Raw genomic sequence first — 18272 nt, 5'->3', positions numbered from 1 at the left:
GACTGATATTCCTATGTTTTTATTTAAAAACGTTAAAGGGGGAACATCCCACCAGAAAATACAACCTGACGCATAAAGATATCAATAGGAAAACAGGGAAAGAAACATAGGGGCAAAATGATAGACATAAAAAAACCCGCTCAAACAGCGGGTTTTTAAGTAACTTAATCAGCAACGATTATAGTACGTCAACTGCGTTTAGGTCAGCAAATGCTTGCTCTAGACGAGCTACCATTGAAGCTTGACCAGCACGTAGCCATACGCGTGGATCGTAGTACTTCTTGTTTGGTGCATCTTCACCAGTTGGGTTACCGATTTGACCTTGTAGGTAATCGTGGTTTTCAGCTTCGAACTTACGGATACCATCCCAAGTTGCCCACTGTGTATCAGTATCGATGTTCATTTTGATAACACCGTAACCGATAGACTCACGGATTTCTTCTAGAGAAGAACCTGAACCACCGTGGAATACGAAGTTTAGAGAGTTCGCTGGAAGACCGAATTTCTCAGAAACGTGCGCTTGAGAATCACGTAGGATAGTTGGAGTTAGAACAACGTTACCTGGCTTGTACACGCCGTGTACGTTACCGAAAGATGCTGCGATAGTGAAACGGTGGCTGATTGCGCTTAGTTTCTCGTATGCGTATGCAACGTCTTCTGGAGAAGTGTATAGCTCAGACGCATCCATATCAGAGTTGTCAACGCCGTCTTCTTCACCACCAGTACAACCTAGTTCGATTTCTAGAGTCATGTTCATTTTAGCCATGCGCTCTAGGTACTTAGCAGAAATCTCGATGTTCTCTTCTAGAGACTCTTCAGAAAGGTCGATCATGTGAGAAGAGAACAGAGGCTTACCAGTTTGCGCGAAGTACTCTTCACCAGCGTCTAGTAGACCGTCGATCCAAGGAAGTAGTTTCTTAGCAGCGTGGTCAGTGTGTAGGATTACTGGTACACCGTAAGCTTCAGCTACAGCGTGAACGTATTTCGCACCAGCAACAGCACCTAGGATTTGAGCTTCTTGACCTTCAAGTTTTAGACCTTTACCAGCAAAGAAAGCAGCGCCACCGTTAGAGAATTGAACGATAACTGGAGCTTTAACTTTTGCAGCTGCTTCAAGTACTGCGTTTACAGAGTCAGTACCCACACAGTTTACTGCTGGAAGTGCAAAGCTATTTTCTTTTGCAACTTCAAATACTTTCTGAACGTCATCGCCAGAGATAACACCTGGTTTTACGAAGTCGAAGATCTTAGACATGGATGTAATCCTATTTATCTGTCGTTTTTAAACAAAACTTGTTAAGTTGAAAATCTTGCAAACGTTTGCTCACAACTGAGGCTATTCTAGCAGAGTTCCTCACACGTTGCAGCAAACAAGAAAGCGGGAGAATCACTCCCCCGCTTTGCTTTAATTACTTAGCGCGTGCTTCTAGCATTTCTACTGCTGGAAGAACTTTACCTTCTACGAACTCAAGGAAAGCGCCGCCACCTGTAGAGATGTAAGAAACGTCAGCTTTGATACCGAACTTGTCGATAGCTGCTAGCGTGTCACCACCACCTGCAACAGAGAAGCCTTCAGATGCTGCGATAGCTTCTGAGATACCTTTAGTACCTGCTTCGAAGTTCTTGAATTCGAATACGCCTACTGGACCGTTCCATAGGATAGTCTTCGCGTTCTTAAGGATTTCTGCTAGTTCAGCTGTTGAATCTGGGCCAAGGTCGAAGATCATGTCGTCGTCTTGTACTTCAGAAACGTGCTTAATTTCTGCTTCTGCGTTTTCGTCGAATGCTTTCGCACATGCAACATCAGTTGCTACTGGAATTGCACACTCATCCATTAGCTTCTTAGCAGTGTCTACTAGATCCGCTTCGTATAGAGACTTACCAACGTTGTGGCCAGCAGCTGCGATAAATGTGTTAGCAATACCACCACCAACAACTAGTTGGTCAGCGATTTTAGATAGAGACTCAAGTACAGTTAGCTTAGTAGAAACTTTTGAACCACCTACGATAGCAACCATTGGGCGAGCTGGGTTGTCCATTGCTTTACCTAGCGCTTCAAGCTCGTTTGCTAGAAGAGGGCCAGCACAAGCGATAGGTGCGTGCATACCAACACCATGAGTTGACGCTTGAGCGCGGTGAGCCGTACCGAATGCATCCATTACGAATACGTCACATAGTGCTGCGTATTTCTTAGATAGCTCTTCGTCGTTTTTCTTTTCGCCTTTGTTAAAGCGAACGTTTTCTAGAACAACAAGTTCACCAGCGTTTAGCTCTAGGCCATCTAGGTAGTCTTTTGCTAGCTTAACTTCACAATCTAGTGCGTCGTTTAGGTAGTTAACAACTGGTTGTAGAGAGAACTCTTCAGCGTATTCACCTTCAGTTGGGCGACCTAGGTGAGACGTAACCATTACTTTAGCGCCTGCTTCTAGGCAGTGCTTAATAGTTGGAAGAGATGCGATGATACGTGCATCTGAAGTTACTTTACCGTCTTTTACTGGCACGTTTAGGTCAGCACGGATAAATACACGTTTACCTGCAAGATCCAGGTCAGTCATCTTGATTACAGACATGATGTGTCCTCTCAAATATTGATAATTAAAGTTTTTGAAAACTCGGCAACCCTGCCAAGCCTGTTAATTCTTCAAACTGGTTATAGATGATATGGAGATATCATGGATTTATTTCAAGGCTTGAAATAAAAATTCTCCATCACTTCTTCGTCATTACTGCTCCACTTGAGAAGAAGCTTGCATTGCTAAGGCAGTATCCAGCATCCGGTTAGCAAAGCCCCATTCGTTGTCGCACCAAACGAGCATTTTTACGAGTTGCCCGTTACTCACTCTAGTCTGGCTTCCATCAACAATCGCACTATGGGGGTCGTGGTTAAAGTCGATGGAAACGAGTGGCGATTCAGTATAGTCAACAATGTTACGTAATGTACACTGAGATGCGTTAACAATGGTTTGATTTACGTCATTAACTTTCACATTTGTATTAATTGTGACACTTAAATCCATTGCGGTGACGTTAACGGTTGGGACACGAACAGAAATTGCTTCGAATTTGTTGGAAAATTTCGGGAAGATTCTTTCAATCCCCTTATGCAACTTGGTGTCAACCGGAATAATAGATTGGCTCGCTGCGCGGGTACGGCGTAGATCGTTATGGTACGCATCGATTACTTGCTGATCGTTCATGGAAGAGTGAATCGTGGTTATGGTACCGGACTCAATACCGAAGGCTTCGTCTAACACTTTAATGATGGGAACGATACAGTTGGTAGTACAAGAGCCATTGGAGACAACACGATGCTCGTCTTTCAGAGTTTCGTGGTTCACACCATAGATAATCGTATTATCTATGTCGTTTGCGCCCGGGTGTGAAAACAGCACTTTCTTCGCGCCAGCTTCTATATGCGCTTGCCCATCAGCTTGTGAACCAAACACGCCAGTGCAATCCAAGACAATATCGACTTCTAAATCACGCCAAGGAAGTAGTTCGAGTTCAGAGAGGTGAAGAATGCGAATAGAGTCATATTCGCCGCTGTCATGATGAACATGCAAGTGTTCTTGGTCGTGGGAGATTTTTTTTCCGAAGCGACCATGACTAGTGTCATATTGCAGTAGGTGCGCCATCGCTTCTGGCTGCGCTAATTCGTTAACCGCCACAACCTTGATCTGCTGATGTTTTCCGCTTTCATATACGGCTCGCAGAACATTACGACCTATACGTCCAAATCCATTGATCGCAACCTTTAGCATTTATCCTTCGCCCTACCAAAAATTTCGTGTCACAGATACTACCTGATCAGGCTGAAAAACGCACCTGTTGAATCATAGTAAAGCAGGATTAAAAAAGGCCGAGACAATGCTCGGCCTTATTACAACAATAATTAAAATGCGACGTCTAAACCTAACCAGTAGCGACGACCATCTTCGACATATCCGTATTCTTCGTAACTGATTTCCTCATCCAGCAAGTTATAGATCGCGCCTTTAATACGAGTATTATCGGTTAACTGGTATGTCACACCAGCGTCCACAAAGGTATAAGCAGGCTCTACGATACTGTTTCTTGATGGGCCAGTAACCGGATCCATTTCTTTACCTCGGTAAGTGACTTTCGCCCAGCTTTCTAGATCTGTTGTTGTTTGCCAAGTTACATCCACATTGAACAGATGCTTTGGTAACTGCTGCAGCGGCATGCCTTTGTATTCACCTGTTTTTTGCTCTGAGTCGGTAAATGTGTAACTCGAACTGAGGTAAATGGTTTCCGTTAATGGCGATGCTAAGGTCGCTTCAATACCTTGTGTGACCGCTTCGTCCACGTTAATGCGGTACGTTGGATCTGCACCCCATTGGTTTGGTCCATCTGTACAGATGGTATCTGGACAAACAACACGTGTGATCTTGTCTTTGAACTCATTATGGAACGCAGTCAAAGAGACATCTAAACCAGAGTCACCTTGATACAAGACACTGATTTCTTTGTTTAGCGACGTTTCAGGGTCAAGGTCTGGGTTACCGTAGATATTACCGCCGCCACTGACTTGCGCCCAACCAGGAGTAATTTCACGTAATTGCGGAGAACGGAAACCTGTTGCCACGCCACCTTTCACAGTCCAAGACGGGTCAACTCGCCATACACCATAGACACGCGGACTAAAGTGCGCGCCATAGTTTTCGTCATGATCTAGACGACCACCAAGCGTAACGCTAAACGGATCGGCGACTCTCCATTCATCTTCAATGAAAACAGCCCACTGCGTATTCGATGTTTCGGTCTTCGATGACGCTTTGTTGGAGGTGAAATCCTCAAGCTCTGCATGAGTGGCGTCCACACCAGTCGTCAACGTATGGTTTCCAATACCAGTCACCAAGCTCGATTTGAACGTGGTGTTGGTGATCGTCATCTCACGAGATTTGTTCTCGCTCTCTTCACGTTGTAAGTAAGTATCTGAGATGCCAACCGAGTCCCAGTCGCCATTGTGACTTAGCGTTACATAATTACGACGATATTCGTTGAGTGAATCCTCACAACCTCTTCGGCAACCCGTCGTTGGTACGGAAAGGCCAACGTTACCGCGACGACTTTGTGCCGATGTGCCCCCCTCTAATTGCACAGAGTGGCGATCATTAATCTGGTAGGTCAGTTTTGAAGAGATACTTTGCATATCTTTATCTTCATAACCGTATTCAATATCGTCTTCTTCTCTTGCGGTATACTGACCGTATACTTGGAGAGATAGATTTTCGGCTAGCGGCCCATTGACGAAGAAATTCGCGCTCTGCTCTCCGCCCGAGCGACTGTTTTCTTGCAGAACCGTGCCTAGCTGAACATTACCTGTCCACTCCATCGCGTCTTTTCGCGTGATCACGTTAATTACACCACCAATCGCATCAGAGCCATAAAGCGTCGACATTGGACCACGGATAACTTCAATTCGCTCAATCGCTTGAAGAGGGGGTAACCAGCCTTGTTCGATACCAGGGCCGTCACTATTTGGGCGAGTTTCACGTGTGCTTTGACGTTTACCATCGACCAGTATCAAAGTGTATTTAGAACCCATACCACGGATACTGATATCGGTAGTGTCACCACCACCTGTTACGACGACACCAGGCACGCTTTTTAGTGCATCAGTCACATCGCGGTAATAACGAGAGTCCAACTCCTCACGTGAAATCACACTAATACTTGCAGGCGCGTCCGCTTGAGATTGCTCATAACTTGATGCAGTTACAACCACTGTTTCCATTTTAGAAACCGCATCATTAGCAAACACATGAGGGACACTGACGAAGGCTAAAATACCAGTTGCAGTAATAACTGGTAGTCTAAGAGTAGACATCTACATCTCCATAATTGATAATGATTATTATTTTCGAAAGTGAATTATTCACAAATAGAATGAGATGCATAGTGAGAGTTATGGAACGGTTCTTCCCATTTATGGAACCCGTGCATAACGCAGTAAGGAGTAAATGAAATATGCACGACTTAGCATCAATTCGAGCCTTTGATGCGCTCAATCAGCATAAGAGTTTGACCGCCGCTGCCAAGGCCCTTAACCAGCCTAAATCAACGCTGAGTCGTCGCTTAGCACAATTAGAAGAAGATTTCGGTCAGGCTCTAACCGCAAGACAAGGTAACCGATTAGTTCTGACAAGAGCGGGAGAAATTTTTGCCCACTACAGTCGCCAGATTCTTGAGCTAAGTGAAGAGAGTTATGACGCGCTTCAAGGTTTAACAAACCAAGTTTCAGGGCCGCTACATATTGTTTGTCACACAGCATTAGTTAGAAGTTGGCTAGGTGGTGTGCTCAACGGTTTTCTTGCCGATAATCCTGACGTTAGGGTTCAACTTACCAGTGACTTTTCTGAAGCGCACCATGACCCAGATTTGTTCATCTGGCTCGGTGAGCGTAAAGATCTCGATTGGCGCAAAGAGGTATTAGGCTCATTTCGTTACACGCCCTTTGCCTCTCCAGCTTATCTTGATAAGCACGGTTCGATCCTGCACCCCAAAGAGCTTGAAGCGCATCCGTGGATCGATTTTGGCTCGGTACAAGAAAATGGATTGATGCTCACACACCCTCAACACGGTGAGTTCTTTTTAGAGCCATTTGTGAGTCGCTTATACAGCGACAACATCGCAATGCAGATCGACAGCATCGCGAATGGTCATGGTATTGGACTGTTGCCAACTTGGACAGCAAGCGGCTACGAGAAACATCATCCGGGTCGAATCACACCTTGCTTAGAAGGTTGGCTTTCAGAGCCCATCTCCATTAACTGCTATACGCCTGCAGGAAGACCGCCATTACGCTTATCCGTACTTTTAGACTGTATTCACCAAAGCATTCCACAAGGTTGGAAAACCTGACAAAAAACAAAGAAGGCCATCGCAATGATGGCCTTTCCAACTTTATTATCTAACAGTCGTCCTTTACGTTCGGACTATTGAGACAATCTAGCAATTACGCTAGCAATTCTTTTGCTGTGTTCACTACGTTTTCAGTCGTGAAGCCAAACATCTCGAATAGCTGACCAGCAGGTGCAGATTCACCAAATGTCGTCATGCCGATGATGCGACCATCGAAACCAACGTACTTGTACCAGAAGTCAGCAATACCTGCTTCGATAGCGATGCGTGCCGTTACGTCTGATGGCAATACTGCTTCACGGTAAGCGGCGTCTTGTTTGTCGAATGCATCTGTTGATGGCATTGAAACCACGCGTACTTTCTTACCTTCTGCTGTTAGTTGAGTCGCAGCTTCTACTGCTAGCTCAACTTCAGAGCCTGTTGCGATAAGGATAAGCTCTGGCTTGCCTTCGCAATCTTTCAGGATGTAAGCACCTTTCGCGATGTTCGCTACTTGCTCAGCTGTACGATCTTGTTGCGCTAAGTTTTGACGAGAGAAGATAAGTGCTGTTGGTGCATCTTTACGTTCAATCGCTAGTTTCCATGCTACGGCAGACTCAACCTGGTCACATGGACGCCATGTGCTCATGTTTGGCGTTACGCGTAGAGATGCCATTTGCTCAACAGGTTGGTGAGTTGGGCCATCTTCGCCAAGACCAATCGAATCGTGCGTGTACACTTGGATGTTCTGAATTTTCATCAGCGCAGCCATACGCATTGCGTTACGAGCGTATTCCATGAACATTAGGAATGTTGCGCCGTAAGGAACGAAACCACCGTGCAATGCGATACCGTTGATGATAGCGGTCATACCGAATTCACGTACACCGTAGTGGATGTAGTTGCCAGAGAAGTCATCCGTTTCTAGAGACTTAGAACCAGACCACATGGTCAGGTTAGAAGGCGCTAGGTCAGCAGAACCACCCATAAACTCAGGAAGCATTTGACCAAACGCTTCTAGTGCATTTTGCGATGCTTTACGTGATGCAATGTTCGCTGGGTTTGCTTGAAGATCAGCAATGATTTGGTTCGCTTTTTCTTCCCATTCCGCTGGAAGTTCGCTGTTTAGACGACGTTTAAGCTCTGCTGCTTCTGCAGGGTAAGCTGCTGCGTATGCTTCAAACTTTTCATTCCAAGCCGCTTCTTTCGCTGCACCTGCTTCTTTTGCGTCCCACTCAGCGTAAACATCTGCAGGGATTTCAAATGGACCGTACTCCCAACCTAGGTATTCGCGAGCCGCTTGAATCTCATCGTGACCTAATGGCGCACCGTGACAGTCGTGCGAACCAGACTTGTTAGGAGAACCGAAACCGATAATTGTTTTAGTACAGATTAGAGTCGGACGAGGATCCGCTTTAGCCGCTTCAATCGCTGCGTTGATTGCTTCAGGATCGTGACCGTCTACCGCTGGGATTACGTGCCAGCCGTAAGCTTCAAAACGCTTAGGTGTATCGTCAGAGAACCAACCTTCAACGTGACCGTCGATAGAGATACCGTTGTCATCCCAAAACGCGATCAGTTTGCCTAGACCTAATGTCCCAGCAAGAGAACATGCTTCATGCGAGATGCCTTCCATTAGACAGCCGTCACCCATGAACACATACGTAAAGTGGTCAACGATGTCGTGACCTTCTTTGTTGAACTGTGCCGCTAGTGCTTTCTCTGCGATAGCCATACCAACAGCATTAGTGATGCCTTGGCCAAGAGGACCCGTTGTTGTCTCGATACCAGGCGCGTAGCCGTACTCTGGGTGACCTGGGGTTTTTGAGTGCAATTGACGGAAGTTTTTCAGATCATCAATAGATAGCTCATAACCGCTTAAGTGCAGTAGAGAGTAAATAAGCATTGAGCCGTGACCGTTTGATAGCACGAAGCGGTCGCGGTCGGCCCACTCTGGGTTTGATGGGTTGTGGTTTAGGTGAGAGCGCCAAAGAACTTCAGCGATATCAGCCATACCCATTGGTGCGCCTGGGTGGCCTGAGTTAGCTTGTTGAACACTATCCATGCTTAGAGCACGAATTGCATTGGCAAGATGTTTACGAGACGACATGTCTGCTCCTGAGTACATTAAGCGAAACGAAAAGTAGGTCATAATTCTCTCAAAGCCCTGTTGGGTGTGCAAACGTTTTCCAGTCCAAAACCTCACAAATATTGCACCTTTCGCGCCAAATCGTTCGAAGTTCTTAAAATTATCAATAAATCAGGCAAACGTTTGGTTATAACAAAAACCAAAAAAGAGCTTGTAATTCGAGCAATCAAATTTAGAATAGACGTCTAGATGTAGATACACCTACAAAAATTAGTATTAATTTGCGCTGGAGAGTTTATCATTCCCCAGTTTTAAACCAGATATAGTGGAGCTAACATGGCTAAGCACCTGTTTACTTCTGAGTCAGTATCAGAAGGTCATCCAGATAAAATTGCAGACCAGATTTCTGATGCGGTTCTTGACGCGATTCTAGAGCAAGATCCAAAGGCTCGTGTTGCATGTGAGACTTACGTTAAAACCGGTATGGTAATGGTGGGTGGTGAAATCACGACTTCAGCATGGGTAGACATCGAAGAGTTAACTCGTGAAACCGTTCGTGAAATCGGCTACGTACATTCAGATATGGGCTTTGACGCAGATTCTTGTGCGGTACTAAACACAATCGGTAAACAGTCGCCAGATATCAACCAAGGTGTTGATAAAGCTGACCCTAAAGAACAAGGTGCAGGCGACCAAGGCATCATGTTTGGTTACGCTTGTAACGAAACTGAAGTACTAATGCCAGCGCCAATTACTTACTCTCACCGTCTTGTTCAAAAGCAAGCAGAAGTTCGTAAAAACGGCACACTACCTTGGTTGCGCCCTGATGCAAAATCTCAGGTAACATTCCAATACGATCAAGGTAACATCGTTGGTATCGACGCGGTTGTTCTTTCAACTCAACACTGTGATTCAATCTCAACTTCAGACCTGCGTGAAGCGGTAATGGAAGAGATCATTAAGCCAGTGCTACCTTCTGAGTGGATCAACAAAGAAACAAACTTCTTCATCAACCCAACTGGTCGCTTTGTAATCGGTGGTCCTATGGGTGACTGTGGTCTAACAGGTCGTAAGATCATCGTAGATACCTACGGCGGCGCAGCTCGTCACGGTGGCGGTGCGTTCTCTGGTAAAGATCCATCAAAAGTTGACCGTAGTGCAGCATACGCAGCACGTTACGTAGCGAAAAACATCGTAGCGGCTGGTATGGCTGACCGTTGTGAGATCCAACTTTCTTACGCAATCGGTGTTGCTGATCCAACGTCTATCATGGTGGAAACATTCGGTACTGAGAAAGTATCTCACGACATCATCATTGAAGCGGTTCGTCAATTCTTCGACCTACGTCCATACGGTCTACAAGAAATGCTTAATCTTCTTCAACCTATCTACAAGAAGACAGCGGCTTACGGTCACTTCGGTCGTGAAGAATTCCCGTGGGAAGCGACAGACAAAGCTGCACTTCTACGCGATTTCGCTGGCATCAAATAATCAAGCCAAGCAAGAATCAATCAAGCCCTCGCCTATGGCGGGGGCTTTTTATTTTCAGCAACTTTTATCCAGCCATTTCAGCTCATACCGCCCAGCCTCACGAAGTAGTCGTGTTTTTCCCTCATTTTTATACCGAATAAATTTTCAGCAATTATTTGTAAATTATCCCATCTCCGCCAATAGTTAAAATATTGTTAATTCCAATTTAAATAGAGACGTCGGATGCTGGCGACTGTGGCAGCAACACTTAATAAAGACACGAGTCAGGCATCTTTATGGCCGATACCAAACTAAGCCAATGCTCAGAAGTAAGCTTGAAAAAGTCGCTTCAAGTTTGACTGAACAAAAACCGCTGTCAGTTGGTATAAGCGGATAATGTGGGAATAAATCAAGGAGGAGTTATGCCTCGAACTGTTAATCCATCGGACTTCCACAACAAGCGAAAGGAAGTGCCAGATAACGAATACGCCAGAACCATACCGTGCAATACGGTCAATCTTTCTGCACCTTTTCATTGGCTCGCATTAGGTCTGCATGATTTCGTGCGAATGCCGCTTATTAGTGCTTTCTATGGCATCTGTTTTATGGCAGCTGCCATAGGCATTGTTTTGCTCGTTCAGTGGCAAGGCACACACTTGGTCGTCATGCCCAGTTTGATTGTTTACATGTTAATCGGTCCGTTTCTCGCGCTCGGCTTGTATGATGCCAGTTGGGAGAGAGAGCGCGGACACAAAGCAAGCTTGTTCCATTCAATGAAAGCGATCGGTCGTAATTCAACATCTCAATGGGCATTCGCCGTGTTACTCGCAGTGTGTATGATATTTTGGATGCGTATTGCCGCTCTACTTCATGCGCTTTACCCTTCTGTTCAAGGGGCATCTTTAAGTGAGTTCCTACCCTTCCTTGTGATAGGATCTTTAGTTGGATTTGTTTTGGCTTGTGTGGTGTTTAGCATTTCAGCCTTTTCTATTCCGCTTATGATGGAGCGTCGCGTAGACATGATGACCGCTGTATTTACCAGCTTTAATGCCGTGAAATCCAACATTCCAGCGATGATTGTTTGGGCGGCGATCATCTGCGGCGGTATTCTTATCGGCTTTGCGACCTACGGGATCGGAATGTTGTTTACCATGCCAATTCTAGGCTACGGTACATGGCATGCTTACCATGCCACCATCAAGAAAAAACACACACCATAATTAACTGATGCTATGATCTGGCCCTCGCAAATGCGGGGGCTTTTTTATTTGATTTATCGAGGTGAATTGTGGATATAGAACTAAGCTATAAAGCCAAGCAAGTGATGGCGGACTGCATCGCGATGGCAGAGCAAGCTTTCAAACGTTCTTTCCCTATTCCAACAATCACCTTCAACGTCCGCGGGAAAGCGGCAGGAAAAGCCTACCTTCAATTGAATCAAGTGCGCCTGAATCCCGTTTTATTTCGCGAAAACACCCAAGAATTCTTAGATGAAGTCATTCCTCACGAGGTGGCACACCTGATTACTTATCAGGTTTACGGACGAGTTAGGCCTCACGGCAAAGAATGGCAAGGTGTCATGGAAGCCGTATTTAAAGTGCCCGCCAAAACCACTCACAGCTTTGAAGTAAAATCCGTTCAAGGTAAAACCTTTGAGTATCGTTGTGGCTGTATGACCTACCCTCTATCGATTCGCCGTCATAATAAAGTGCTGCGCAAAGAGGCGACGTACTCTTGTCAAAAATGCCGCCAACCACTTAACTTCACGGGCGTTCAGTTATCGTAATCTATATCTCATAGTGTTACTTGCGTTCCCAAAATAAAGATCGAGTTTATCAAAACCTTCCCTTCGCCACTTATTGTTAACTTACTCATCACTAAAGCCATTTTATGCGTGTTATCATGAATAAAGTCATACTTTATAAAGACTTTAATCATGAAATACCTATTCTCTCTGTTACTTATCGCGCTTTCTAGCACTGCGGTTGCCGCGCCACCAAGTTCATTCTCTGCCGCCAAACGTGAGGCGGTAAAAATTTATCAAGACCATCCAACGAGCTTTTACTGTGGCTGCAACATTCAATGGCAAGGCAAAAAAGGCTCCCCAGATTTAGCCTCTTGCGGTTACCAAGTCCGTAAACAGGAAAAGCGGGCCGCACGAATCGAATGGGAGCACGTTGTACCTGCGTGGCAATTTGGCCACCAGCGTCAATGCTGGCAAGATGGCGGACGTAAAAACTGCAAGAAAAAAGACAAAACCTTTCGCTTGATGGAAGCAGACCTGCACAACCTAACCCCTGCCATTGGTGAAGTAAACGGTGACCGTTCGAACTACAACTTTAGCCAATGGAACGGTATCGATGGCGTGAGTTATGGTCGCTGTGATATGCAAGTGAACTTTAAGCAGCGTAAAGTCATGCCACCAGACCGTGCTCGAGGTTCGATTGCTCGTACCTACCTATACATGAGCAAAGAGTACGGCTTTAAATTATCAAAACAGCAAACGCAGTTGATGAGTGCTTGGAACAAAACCTACCCAGTCGATAAATGGGAATGTGAGCGTGACGAGCGCATTGCCAAAGTACAAGGCAATCATAACCCATTTGTTCAAAAAGCCTGTCGCGCACTCTAGTACTCCTCTATCTTGAAGCGTTTCAATAACTGATATTGAAACGCTTCTTGCCCCTTGTTTTTTCGGTGGAAAGCATCCATGTTAGGGTTTAAGTTTATTCTCTTGCTGGAAATCTCATGCGTATCCCTCGAATTTATCATCCAGAAACCATTCATCAACTTGGCTCACTTGCTTTAAGTGACGACGCAGCAGGCCATATCGGCCGTGTTCTGCGCATGAAAGAAGGCCAAGACGTTCTCCTATTTGACGGCAGCGGCGCAGAATTCCCAGCGGTTATCAGTGAAGTCAGCAAAAAGACGGTTTTGGTTAACATTACCGAGCGTGTAGAAAACAGTATTGAATCCCCTTTAGACCTGCACCTTGGTCAAGTTATTTCACGTGGCGATAAGATGGAGTTCACTATCCAAAAGTCAGTGGAACTTGGCGTCAATACCATCACACCTCTGATTTCCGAACGTTGTGGCGTCAAGCTTGACCAAAAGCGCTTTGAGAAAAAACTCGCGCAATGGCAAAAAATCGCCATCAGTGCCTGTGAGCAGTGTGGACGCAATGTCGTTCCAGAAATTCGTCCAATTATGAGCTTGGAAGAGTGGTGTAAAGAAGAGTACGATGGCTTAAAGCTCAATCTTCATCCTCGTGCTAACTACTCAATCAACACACTGCCAACACCTGTTGAGAAAGTGCGCCTACTGATCGGCCCTGAAGGCGGTTTATCGTCTGAAGAGATCGAGATGACTCGAGAATATCAATTTGAAGAAACGCTACTCGGCCCTCGCGTTCTGCGCACCGAAACAGCGGCTCTGACAGCAATTACAGCCTTACAAGTTCGTTTCGGCGATCTTGGTTAAACGGAGAAAAATAATGATCAAACTCGGCATTGTGATGGACCCAATTTCGTCCATTAACATCAAAAAAGACTCTAGCTTTGCCATGATGCTTGAAGCGCAACGACGCGGCTATGAAATCCACTACATGGAAATGAATGATCTGCATCTCGATCAAGGCGTTGCCATTGCAGATACTAAAGTGGTGGAACTAAAAGAAGATCCAAACGGCTGGTACGAGTTCAAATCAGAGCAAACGATCGAACTGTCTGAACTAGACGCTGTACTAATGCGTAAAGATCCTCCGTTTGACACAGAATACATCTACGCGACTTACATCCTTGAGCGTGCAGAAGAACAAGGTGCACTGATCGTTAACAAACCTCAAAGTCTACGTGATTGTAATGAAAAACTGTTTACAGCGTGGTTCCCTGAGCTGACACCAACGACAATCGTGACGCGAAAAGCAGAAAAAATTAAAGAGTTTCGTGAAAAACATGGTGATGTCATCCTAAAACCGCTTGATGGTATGGGCGGCGCATCTATCTTTCGCGTAAAAGAAAACGACCCTAACGTCTCTGTAATCATCGAGACACTGACCAACCACGGTCAAAACTACGCAATGGCGCAAACCTTCGTGCCAGATATCAGCAACGGTGACAAACGTATCTTAGTCGTAGATGGTGAACCAATGCCTTACTGTCTAGCTCGTATTCCTGCAAAAGGTGAAACGCGCGGTAACCTTGCAGCTGGTGGCACAGGTGAGGCTCGACCACTAAGCGAGACCGATATTAAGATTGCTCAAACTGTGGCTCCTACACTGAAAGAAAAAGGCCTTATCTTTGTTGGCCTTGACGTAATTGGCGACAAGCTAACGGAAATCAACGTCACCAGCCCAACCTGTATTCGCGAAATTGAAGCGGCTTTTGACATCTCAATCACTGGCAAACTGATGGATGCGATTGAGCGTCGAGTAAAAGGCGAATAACTCAAACTGTATTACAGTTAATAGAGAGCGTAGTACATTAACTTAAGCAAACTCATGCACATACCTAGATGGTAAACTGTATGATGTTTGCTTAGGGGCATTTACGAGAGTTAAGGGTCAATATGAGTATGAATCTCACAAATCACTTTTTAGTTGCCATGCCTGGGATGAAAGATCCGTACTTTCAAAACAGCGTGATCTACGTTTGTGAGCACAACGAAGACGGCGCTATGGGGTTGATGATCAATGCTCCTGTTGATATCACCGTCGGCAACATGCTCAAGCAGGTGGAAGTTCAGCCAGTACACCCGCGCCTATTTGAAGCCAGCCTAGATAGACCAGTCTACAATGGCGGCCCAATCTCGGAAGATCGTGGTTTTATTCTGCATAAACCTAAAGATTACTACGAGTCCAGCATCCAAATGACTGATGATCTCGCTGTAACCACTTCACGTGATATTCTTTCGGTGTTAGGAACAGAAGCAGAACCAAGTGATTACTTAGTGGCACTTGGCTACTCAGGTTGGAGTGCAGGCCAATTAGAAAATGAGCTGGTCGAAAACTCTTGGCTCACCATTGAAGCGACGCCTGAAATTATCTTTAATACACCAATCAACGAGCGTTGGAAGAAAGCGGTCGAAAAGCTGGGCATCGACCCAAGTCACCTTTCAGCAGACTCTGGACATGCTTAGTCCGAAATACAGTTACATTAGATAGAGACACCTTATGTCACGCACAATTATGGCTTTTGACTTTGGAACCAAAAGCATTGGTAGCGCTATTGGCCAAGAAATTACTGGTACAGCTTCCCCATTAAAAGCCTTTAAAGCCAATGACGGTATTCCAAATTGGGACGATATCGAAAAGCAAATCAAAGAGTGGCAGCCAGATTTGCTAGTGGTCGGTTTACCAACTGATCTTCATGGCAAAGACCTTGAGACCATAACCCCTCGTGCACGAAAATTTGCTAAGCGTCTGCAAGGCCGATACGGCTTACCTGTTGAACTGCATGATGAGCGTTTATCTACAGCAGAAGCTCGTGCGGAGTTGTTCAGCATGGGCGGCTACAAAGCCCTATCGAAAGGGAATGTGGACTGCCAGTCAGCGGTGGTGATTCTAGAAAGCTGGTTTGAAGCCCTCTGGGGTGAGTAAAAACTTCAAGCACAATGAAAAAAGGTTGGCTTCTGCCAACCTTTTTTGTTTCTGGATTGGATTAATCCATATCGATCTTAACGTTCGCCAAACTGCCCGTAGAGAATGCTTCACCACGCTGCGTTTTCAACATCAAGCGCAGATCATTCGCCGAGTCGGCACTGTGCAGCGCATCCTCTTCGCTGATCTTACCTTGCATCACCAACTTATAAAGAGATTGATCGAACGTCAGCATACCAAACTCATTTGAGCGAGCCATGGTTGACTTCAACTCATGCAAATCTCCGCGACGGATCAAATCAGATACTCGTGGGCTATTTAGCAAGATCTCAAATACACCATGACGCCCCTGCCCATTTTTGTCTCGGATCAGCTGCTGACCAACCACACCTTTTAGGTTCATCGACAAATCAAACAAGAATTGTTCTTTTTGATCTTTCGGTACCAAGTGAAGAATGCGCTCTAAGGCTTGGTTGGCGTTGTTGGCGTGCAAAGTTGCCATACACAAATGGCCTGTTTCAGCGAATGTCATCGCGTATTCCATTGTTTCACGGCTACGGATCTCTCCAATCAAAATCATATCTGGCGCTTGGCGCAGCGAGTTTTTAAGCGCAACTTCATAGCTTTCCGTATCTAACCCAACTTCGCGTTGAGTCACGATACAGCGCTTGTGCTCATGCACGAATTCGATCGGATCTTCGACCGTCAAAATGTGTCCCGTCTTGTTTCTGTTTCGATAGCCCGTCATTGCCGCCATTGTGGTGGATTTACCTGACCCAGTAGCACCAACCACCAGCACCAAACCACGCTTGGCTATCGCTAAATCTTGCAACACTAACGGTAACTTTAATTGCTCAAAGGTGGGAATATTGGTTTCAATACGACGAATCACCGCACCCGGTAATTCCCGTTGAAAAAAGGCACTAACACGGAAGCGGCCACAATCTCTCACAATGGCAAAATTCGACTCACGACTTTTACGAAATTCCTGACGCCGATCTGGCTCCATAGCGCTGTCGAGTAATGCCGCGACATCACTCTCGGTAAGTTTTTCACCCTGTGGTCGCAATTCGCCATCCACGCGAAACAAAATTGGCGCACCAACCGTGATGTAAAGATCCGACGCTTTCAGCGCCAGCATACCTTCGAGAAATTTATTTAGATCCATCTTCCGTGTTCACCTACGTATTACGAGAATTGCTGCACTTCTAACCCGATCTTACTATCGACCTCTTCACGAGCGACCATACCTTGTGCCATTAACTGACGAGCATTTTGCTCCATGGTTTGCATGCCGTGAGCCGCACCAGTTTGAATGATCGAATACATCTGCGCGACTTTGTCTTCACGGATCAAGTTACGAATCGCAGGCGTTGCCATCATGATTTCATGGCATGCAATACGGCCACCACCATTACGTTTCAATAATTTTTGTGCGATAACCGAACGAAGGGATTCAGAAAGCATCGAGCGCACCATGTCTTTATCGCTGCCAGGGAACACATCGATAATACGGTCAATGGTTTTTGCCGCCGAGCTGGTGTGTAACGTGCCGAACACTAAGTGCCCCGTTTCCGCCGCCGTTAACGCAAGACTGATGGTTTCTTTGTCACGCATCTCACCAACCAGAATGACATCCGGGTCTTCACGTAATGCGCTGCGCAGTGCGTTTTGGAAACTGTGCGTATCACGGTGTACTTCACGCTGGTTGATCAAACATTTATTGTTGTTGTGAACAAATTCAATCGGATCTTCAATTGTGAGTACGTGCTTGTTGTGATTACGGTTAATGTAGTCAACAATGGCTGCTAAGGTCGTCGATTTACCAGAACCTGTTGGGCCAGTAACCAGAACTAAGCCTTTTTCAGCGTTCGCAATTTTTTTGAAGATCTCGGGAGCTTCCAGCTCTTCCAAAGTTGGAATGCTACTTGGAATGGTACGGAATACTGCCGCACAGCCACGAGATTGGTTGAAAGCGTTGACACGGAAACGACCAACGTTATGCAACTCAAAAGAGAAGTCGACTTCGAGTTTTTCTTCGAACTCACTGCGTTGGGCATCGTTCATGATTTCGAAAACCAAACGATGCACTTCTTGGTGTGTAAACGCTGGAATGCCTAGTTTTCTCACATCCCCATCAATACGAACCATTGGTGGGACACCTGCAGAAAGATGTAGATCCGAGGCATTATGTTTTACACTAAAATCCAGTAACTCAGTGATATCCATTTAAAATCCTTAAGTCTAAAGTAC

16 protein-coding genes are annotated in these 18272 nt (G+C 45.6%); 9 read left to right on the top strand and 7 right to left on the bottom strand.

The annotated features are described in order from the left end of the window. Positions 1–178: 178 nt before the first annotated feature. The 4 genes from fbaA to CBX98_RS13080 all read right to left on the bottom strand — a co-directional run bounded on the left by fbaA (position 179) and on the right by CBX98_RS13080 (position 5851). Complete coding sequence (gene fbaA / locus CBX98_RS13095) at positions 179–1255, bottom strand: class II fructose-bisphosphate aldolase (RefSeq protein WP_005393947.1); 1077 nt, start codon at positions 1253–1255, stop codon at positions 179–181. A 154-nt stretch (positions 1256–1409) separates the two neighbouring features. Next, positions 1410–2570 (bottom strand): phosphoglycerate kinase, encoded by a 1161-nt coding sequence (locus CBX98_RS13090; RefSeq protein ID WP_005393948.1) that lies wholly within the window; start codon positions 2568–2570, stop codon positions 1410–1412. A 153-nt stretch (positions 2571–2723) separates the two neighbouring features. Continuing rightward, entirely contained in the window at positions 2724–3761 is a 1038-nt protein-coding gene (gene epd / locus CBX98_RS13085) for an erythrose-4-phosphate dehydrogenase (protein ID WP_006743084.1), read from the bottom strand. A 131-nt stretch (positions 3762–3892) separates the two neighbouring features. After that, positions 3893–5851, bottom strand: coding sequence for a ligand-gated channel protein (locus CBX98_RS13080; RefSeq protein WP_104970965.1), 1959 nt, complete (start codon positions 5849–5851; stop codon positions 3893–3895). Between the two features lie 140 nt (positions 5852–5991). On the opposite strand from CBX98_RS13080, the gene CBX98_RS13075 reads away from it, so the two are divergent. Further along, positions 5992–6885, top strand: coding sequence for a LysR family transcriptional regulator (locus CBX98_RS13075; RefSeq protein ID WP_104969806.1), 894 nt, complete (start codon positions 5992–5994; stop codon positions 6883–6885). A gap of 94 nt (positions 6886–6979) precedes the next feature. Here the strand turns inward: CBX98_RS13075 and tkt are convergent, their stop codons facing one another. Further along, entirely contained in the window at positions 6980–8974 is a 1995-nt protein-coding gene (tkt, locus tag CBX98_RS13070; RefSeq protein ID WP_109169427.1) for a transketolase, read from the bottom strand. A gap of 315 nt (positions 8975–9289) precedes the next feature. Between tkt and metK the strand changes: the two genes are divergently transcribed. The 8 genes from metK (at position 9290) to ruvX (ending at position 16019) form a co-directional block, all read left to right on the top strand. Further along, positions 9290–10444 carry a methionine adenosyltransferase gene (gene metK, locus CBX98_RS13060; RefSeq protein WP_005381027.1) on the top strand — a complete coding sequence of 385 codons (1155 nt, stop codon included), beginning with the start codon at positions 9290–9292 and terminating at the stop codon, positions 10442–10444. Positions 10445–10845: 401 nt separating this feature from the next. Beyond that, entirely contained in the window at positions 10846–11643 is a 798-nt protein-coding gene (locus tag CBX98_RS13055; protein WP_005393959.1) for a DUF2189 domain-containing protein, read from the top strand. Positions 11644–11711: 68 nt separating this feature from the next. After that, positions 11712–12209, top strand: coding sequence for a SprT family zinc-dependent metalloprotease (locus CBX98_RS13050; protein ID WP_005393961.1), 498 nt, complete (start codon positions 11712–11714; stop codon positions 12207–12209). 150 nt (positions 12210–12359) lie between these two features. Beyond that, the gene (endA, locus tag CBX98_RS13045) at positions 12360–13055 is read left to right on the top strand and encodes a deoxyribonuclease I (protein ID WP_109169425.1); all 696 of its coding nucleotides are present in this window, start codon (positions 12360–12362) and stop codon (positions 13053–13055) included. Positions 13056–13171: 116 nt separating this feature from the next. Further along, the gene (rsmE, locus tag CBX98_RS13040; RefSeq protein WP_005393970.1) at positions 13172–13903 is read left to right on the top strand and encodes a 16S rRNA (uracil(1498)-N(3))-methyltransferase; all 732 of its coding nucleotides are present in this window, start codon (positions 13172–13174) and stop codon (positions 13901–13903) included. Positions 13904–13916: 13 nt separating this feature from the next. Continuing rightward, entirely contained in the window at positions 13917–14867 is a 951-nt protein-coding gene (gshB, locus tag CBX98_RS13035) for a glutathione synthase (protein ID WP_006743090.1), read from the top strand. A gap of 128 nt (positions 14868–14995) precedes the next feature. Next, on the top strand, positions 14996–15559 hold the full coding sequence (locus tag CBX98_RS13030) for a YqgE/AlgH family protein (protein WP_109169645.1): 564 nt from the start codon (positions 14996–14998) through the stop codon (positions 15557–15559). 34 nt (positions 15560–15593) lie between these two features. After that, on the top strand, positions 15594–16019 hold the full coding sequence (gene ruvX, locus CBX98_RS13025) for a Holliday junction resolvase RuvX (protein WP_005381017.1): 426 nt from the start codon (positions 15594–15596) through the stop codon (positions 16017–16019). Positions 16020–16080: 61 nt separating this feature from the next. Here the strand turns inward: ruvX and CBX98_RS13020 are convergent, their stop codons facing one another. Further along, positions 16081–17187 carry a PilT/PilU family type 4a pilus ATPase gene (locus CBX98_RS13020; protein WP_109169424.1) on the bottom strand — a complete coding sequence of 369 codons (1107 nt, stop codon included), beginning with the start codon at positions 17185–17187 and terminating at the stop codon, positions 16081–16083. Between the two features lie 20 nt (positions 17188–17207). After that, positions 17208–18248 carry a type IV pilus twitching motility protein PilT gene (locus CBX98_RS13015; protein ID WP_005381015.1) on the bottom strand — a complete coding sequence of 347 codons (1041 nt, stop codon included), beginning with the start codon at positions 18246–18248 and terminating at the stop codon, positions 17208–17210. Positions 18249–18272 lie beyond the last annotated feature (24 nt).

Origin of the sequence: Vibrio sp. T9, assembly GCF_003123985.1 — a bacterium.
GTDB classification, from domain to species: domain Bacteria; phylum Pseudomonadota; class Gammaproteobacteria; order Enterobacterales; family Vibrionaceae; genus Vibrio; species Vibrio diabolicus.
This window is presented reverse-complemented; position numbering and strand designations above follow the sequence as displayed.

Coding starts and splice junctions, on each gene's coding strand:
- endA (WP_109169425.1), top strand. CDS start 12,360: ATGAAATACCTATTCTCTCTGTTACTTATCGCGCTTTCTAGCACTGCG.
- CBX98_RS13075 (WP_104969806.1), top strand. CDS start 5,992: ATGCACGACTTAGCATCAATTCGAGCCTTTGATGCGCTCAATCAGCAT.
- CBX98_RS13055 (WP_005393959.1), top strand. CDS start 10,846: ATGCCTCGAACTGTTAATCCATCGGACTTCCACAACAAGCGAAAGGAA.
- epd (WP_006743084.1), bottom strand. CDS start 3,761: ATGCTAAAGGTTGCGATCAATGGATTTGGACGTATAGGTCGTAATGTT.
- CBX98_RS13015 (WP_005381015.1), bottom strand. CDS start 18,248: ATGGATATCACTGAGTTACTGGATTTTAGTGTAAAACATAATGCCTCG.
- CBX98_RS13090 (WP_005393948.1), bottom strand. CDS start 2,570: ATGTCTGTAATCAAGATGACTGACCTGGATCTTGCAGGTAAACGTGTA.
- metK (WP_005381027.1), top strand. CDS start 9,290: ATGGCTAAGCACCTGTTTACTTCTGAGTCAGTATCAGAAGGTCATCCA.
- tkt (WP_109169427.1), bottom strand. CDS start 8,974: ATGTCGTCTCGTAAACATCTTGCCAATGCAATTCGTGCTCTAAGCATG.
- CBX98_RS13080 (WP_104970965.1), bottom strand. CDS start 5,851: ATGTCTACTCTTAGACTACCAGTTATTACTGCAACTGGTATTTTAGCC.
- CBX98_RS13030 (WP_109169645.1), top strand. CDS start 14,996: ATGAATCTCACAAATCACTTTTTAGTTGCCATGCCTGGGATGAAAGAT.
- gshB (WP_006743090.1), top strand. CDS start 13,917: ATGATCAAACTCGGCATTGTGATGGACCCAATTTCGTCCATTAACATC.
- CBX98_RS13020 (WP_109169424.1), bottom strand. CDS start 17,187: ATGGATCTAAATAAATTTCTCGAAGGTATGCTGGCGCTGAAAGCGTCG.
- rsmE (WP_005393970.1), top strand. CDS start 13,172: ATGCGTATCCCTCGAATTTATCATCCAGAAACCATTCATCAACTTGGC.
- fbaA (WP_005393947.1), bottom strand. CDS start 1,255: ATGTCTAAGATCTTCGACTTCGTAAAACCAGGTGTTATCTCTGGCGAT.
- ruvX (WP_005381017.1), top strand. CDS start 15,594: ATGTCACGCACAATTATGGCTTTTGACTTTGGAACCAAAAGCATTGGT.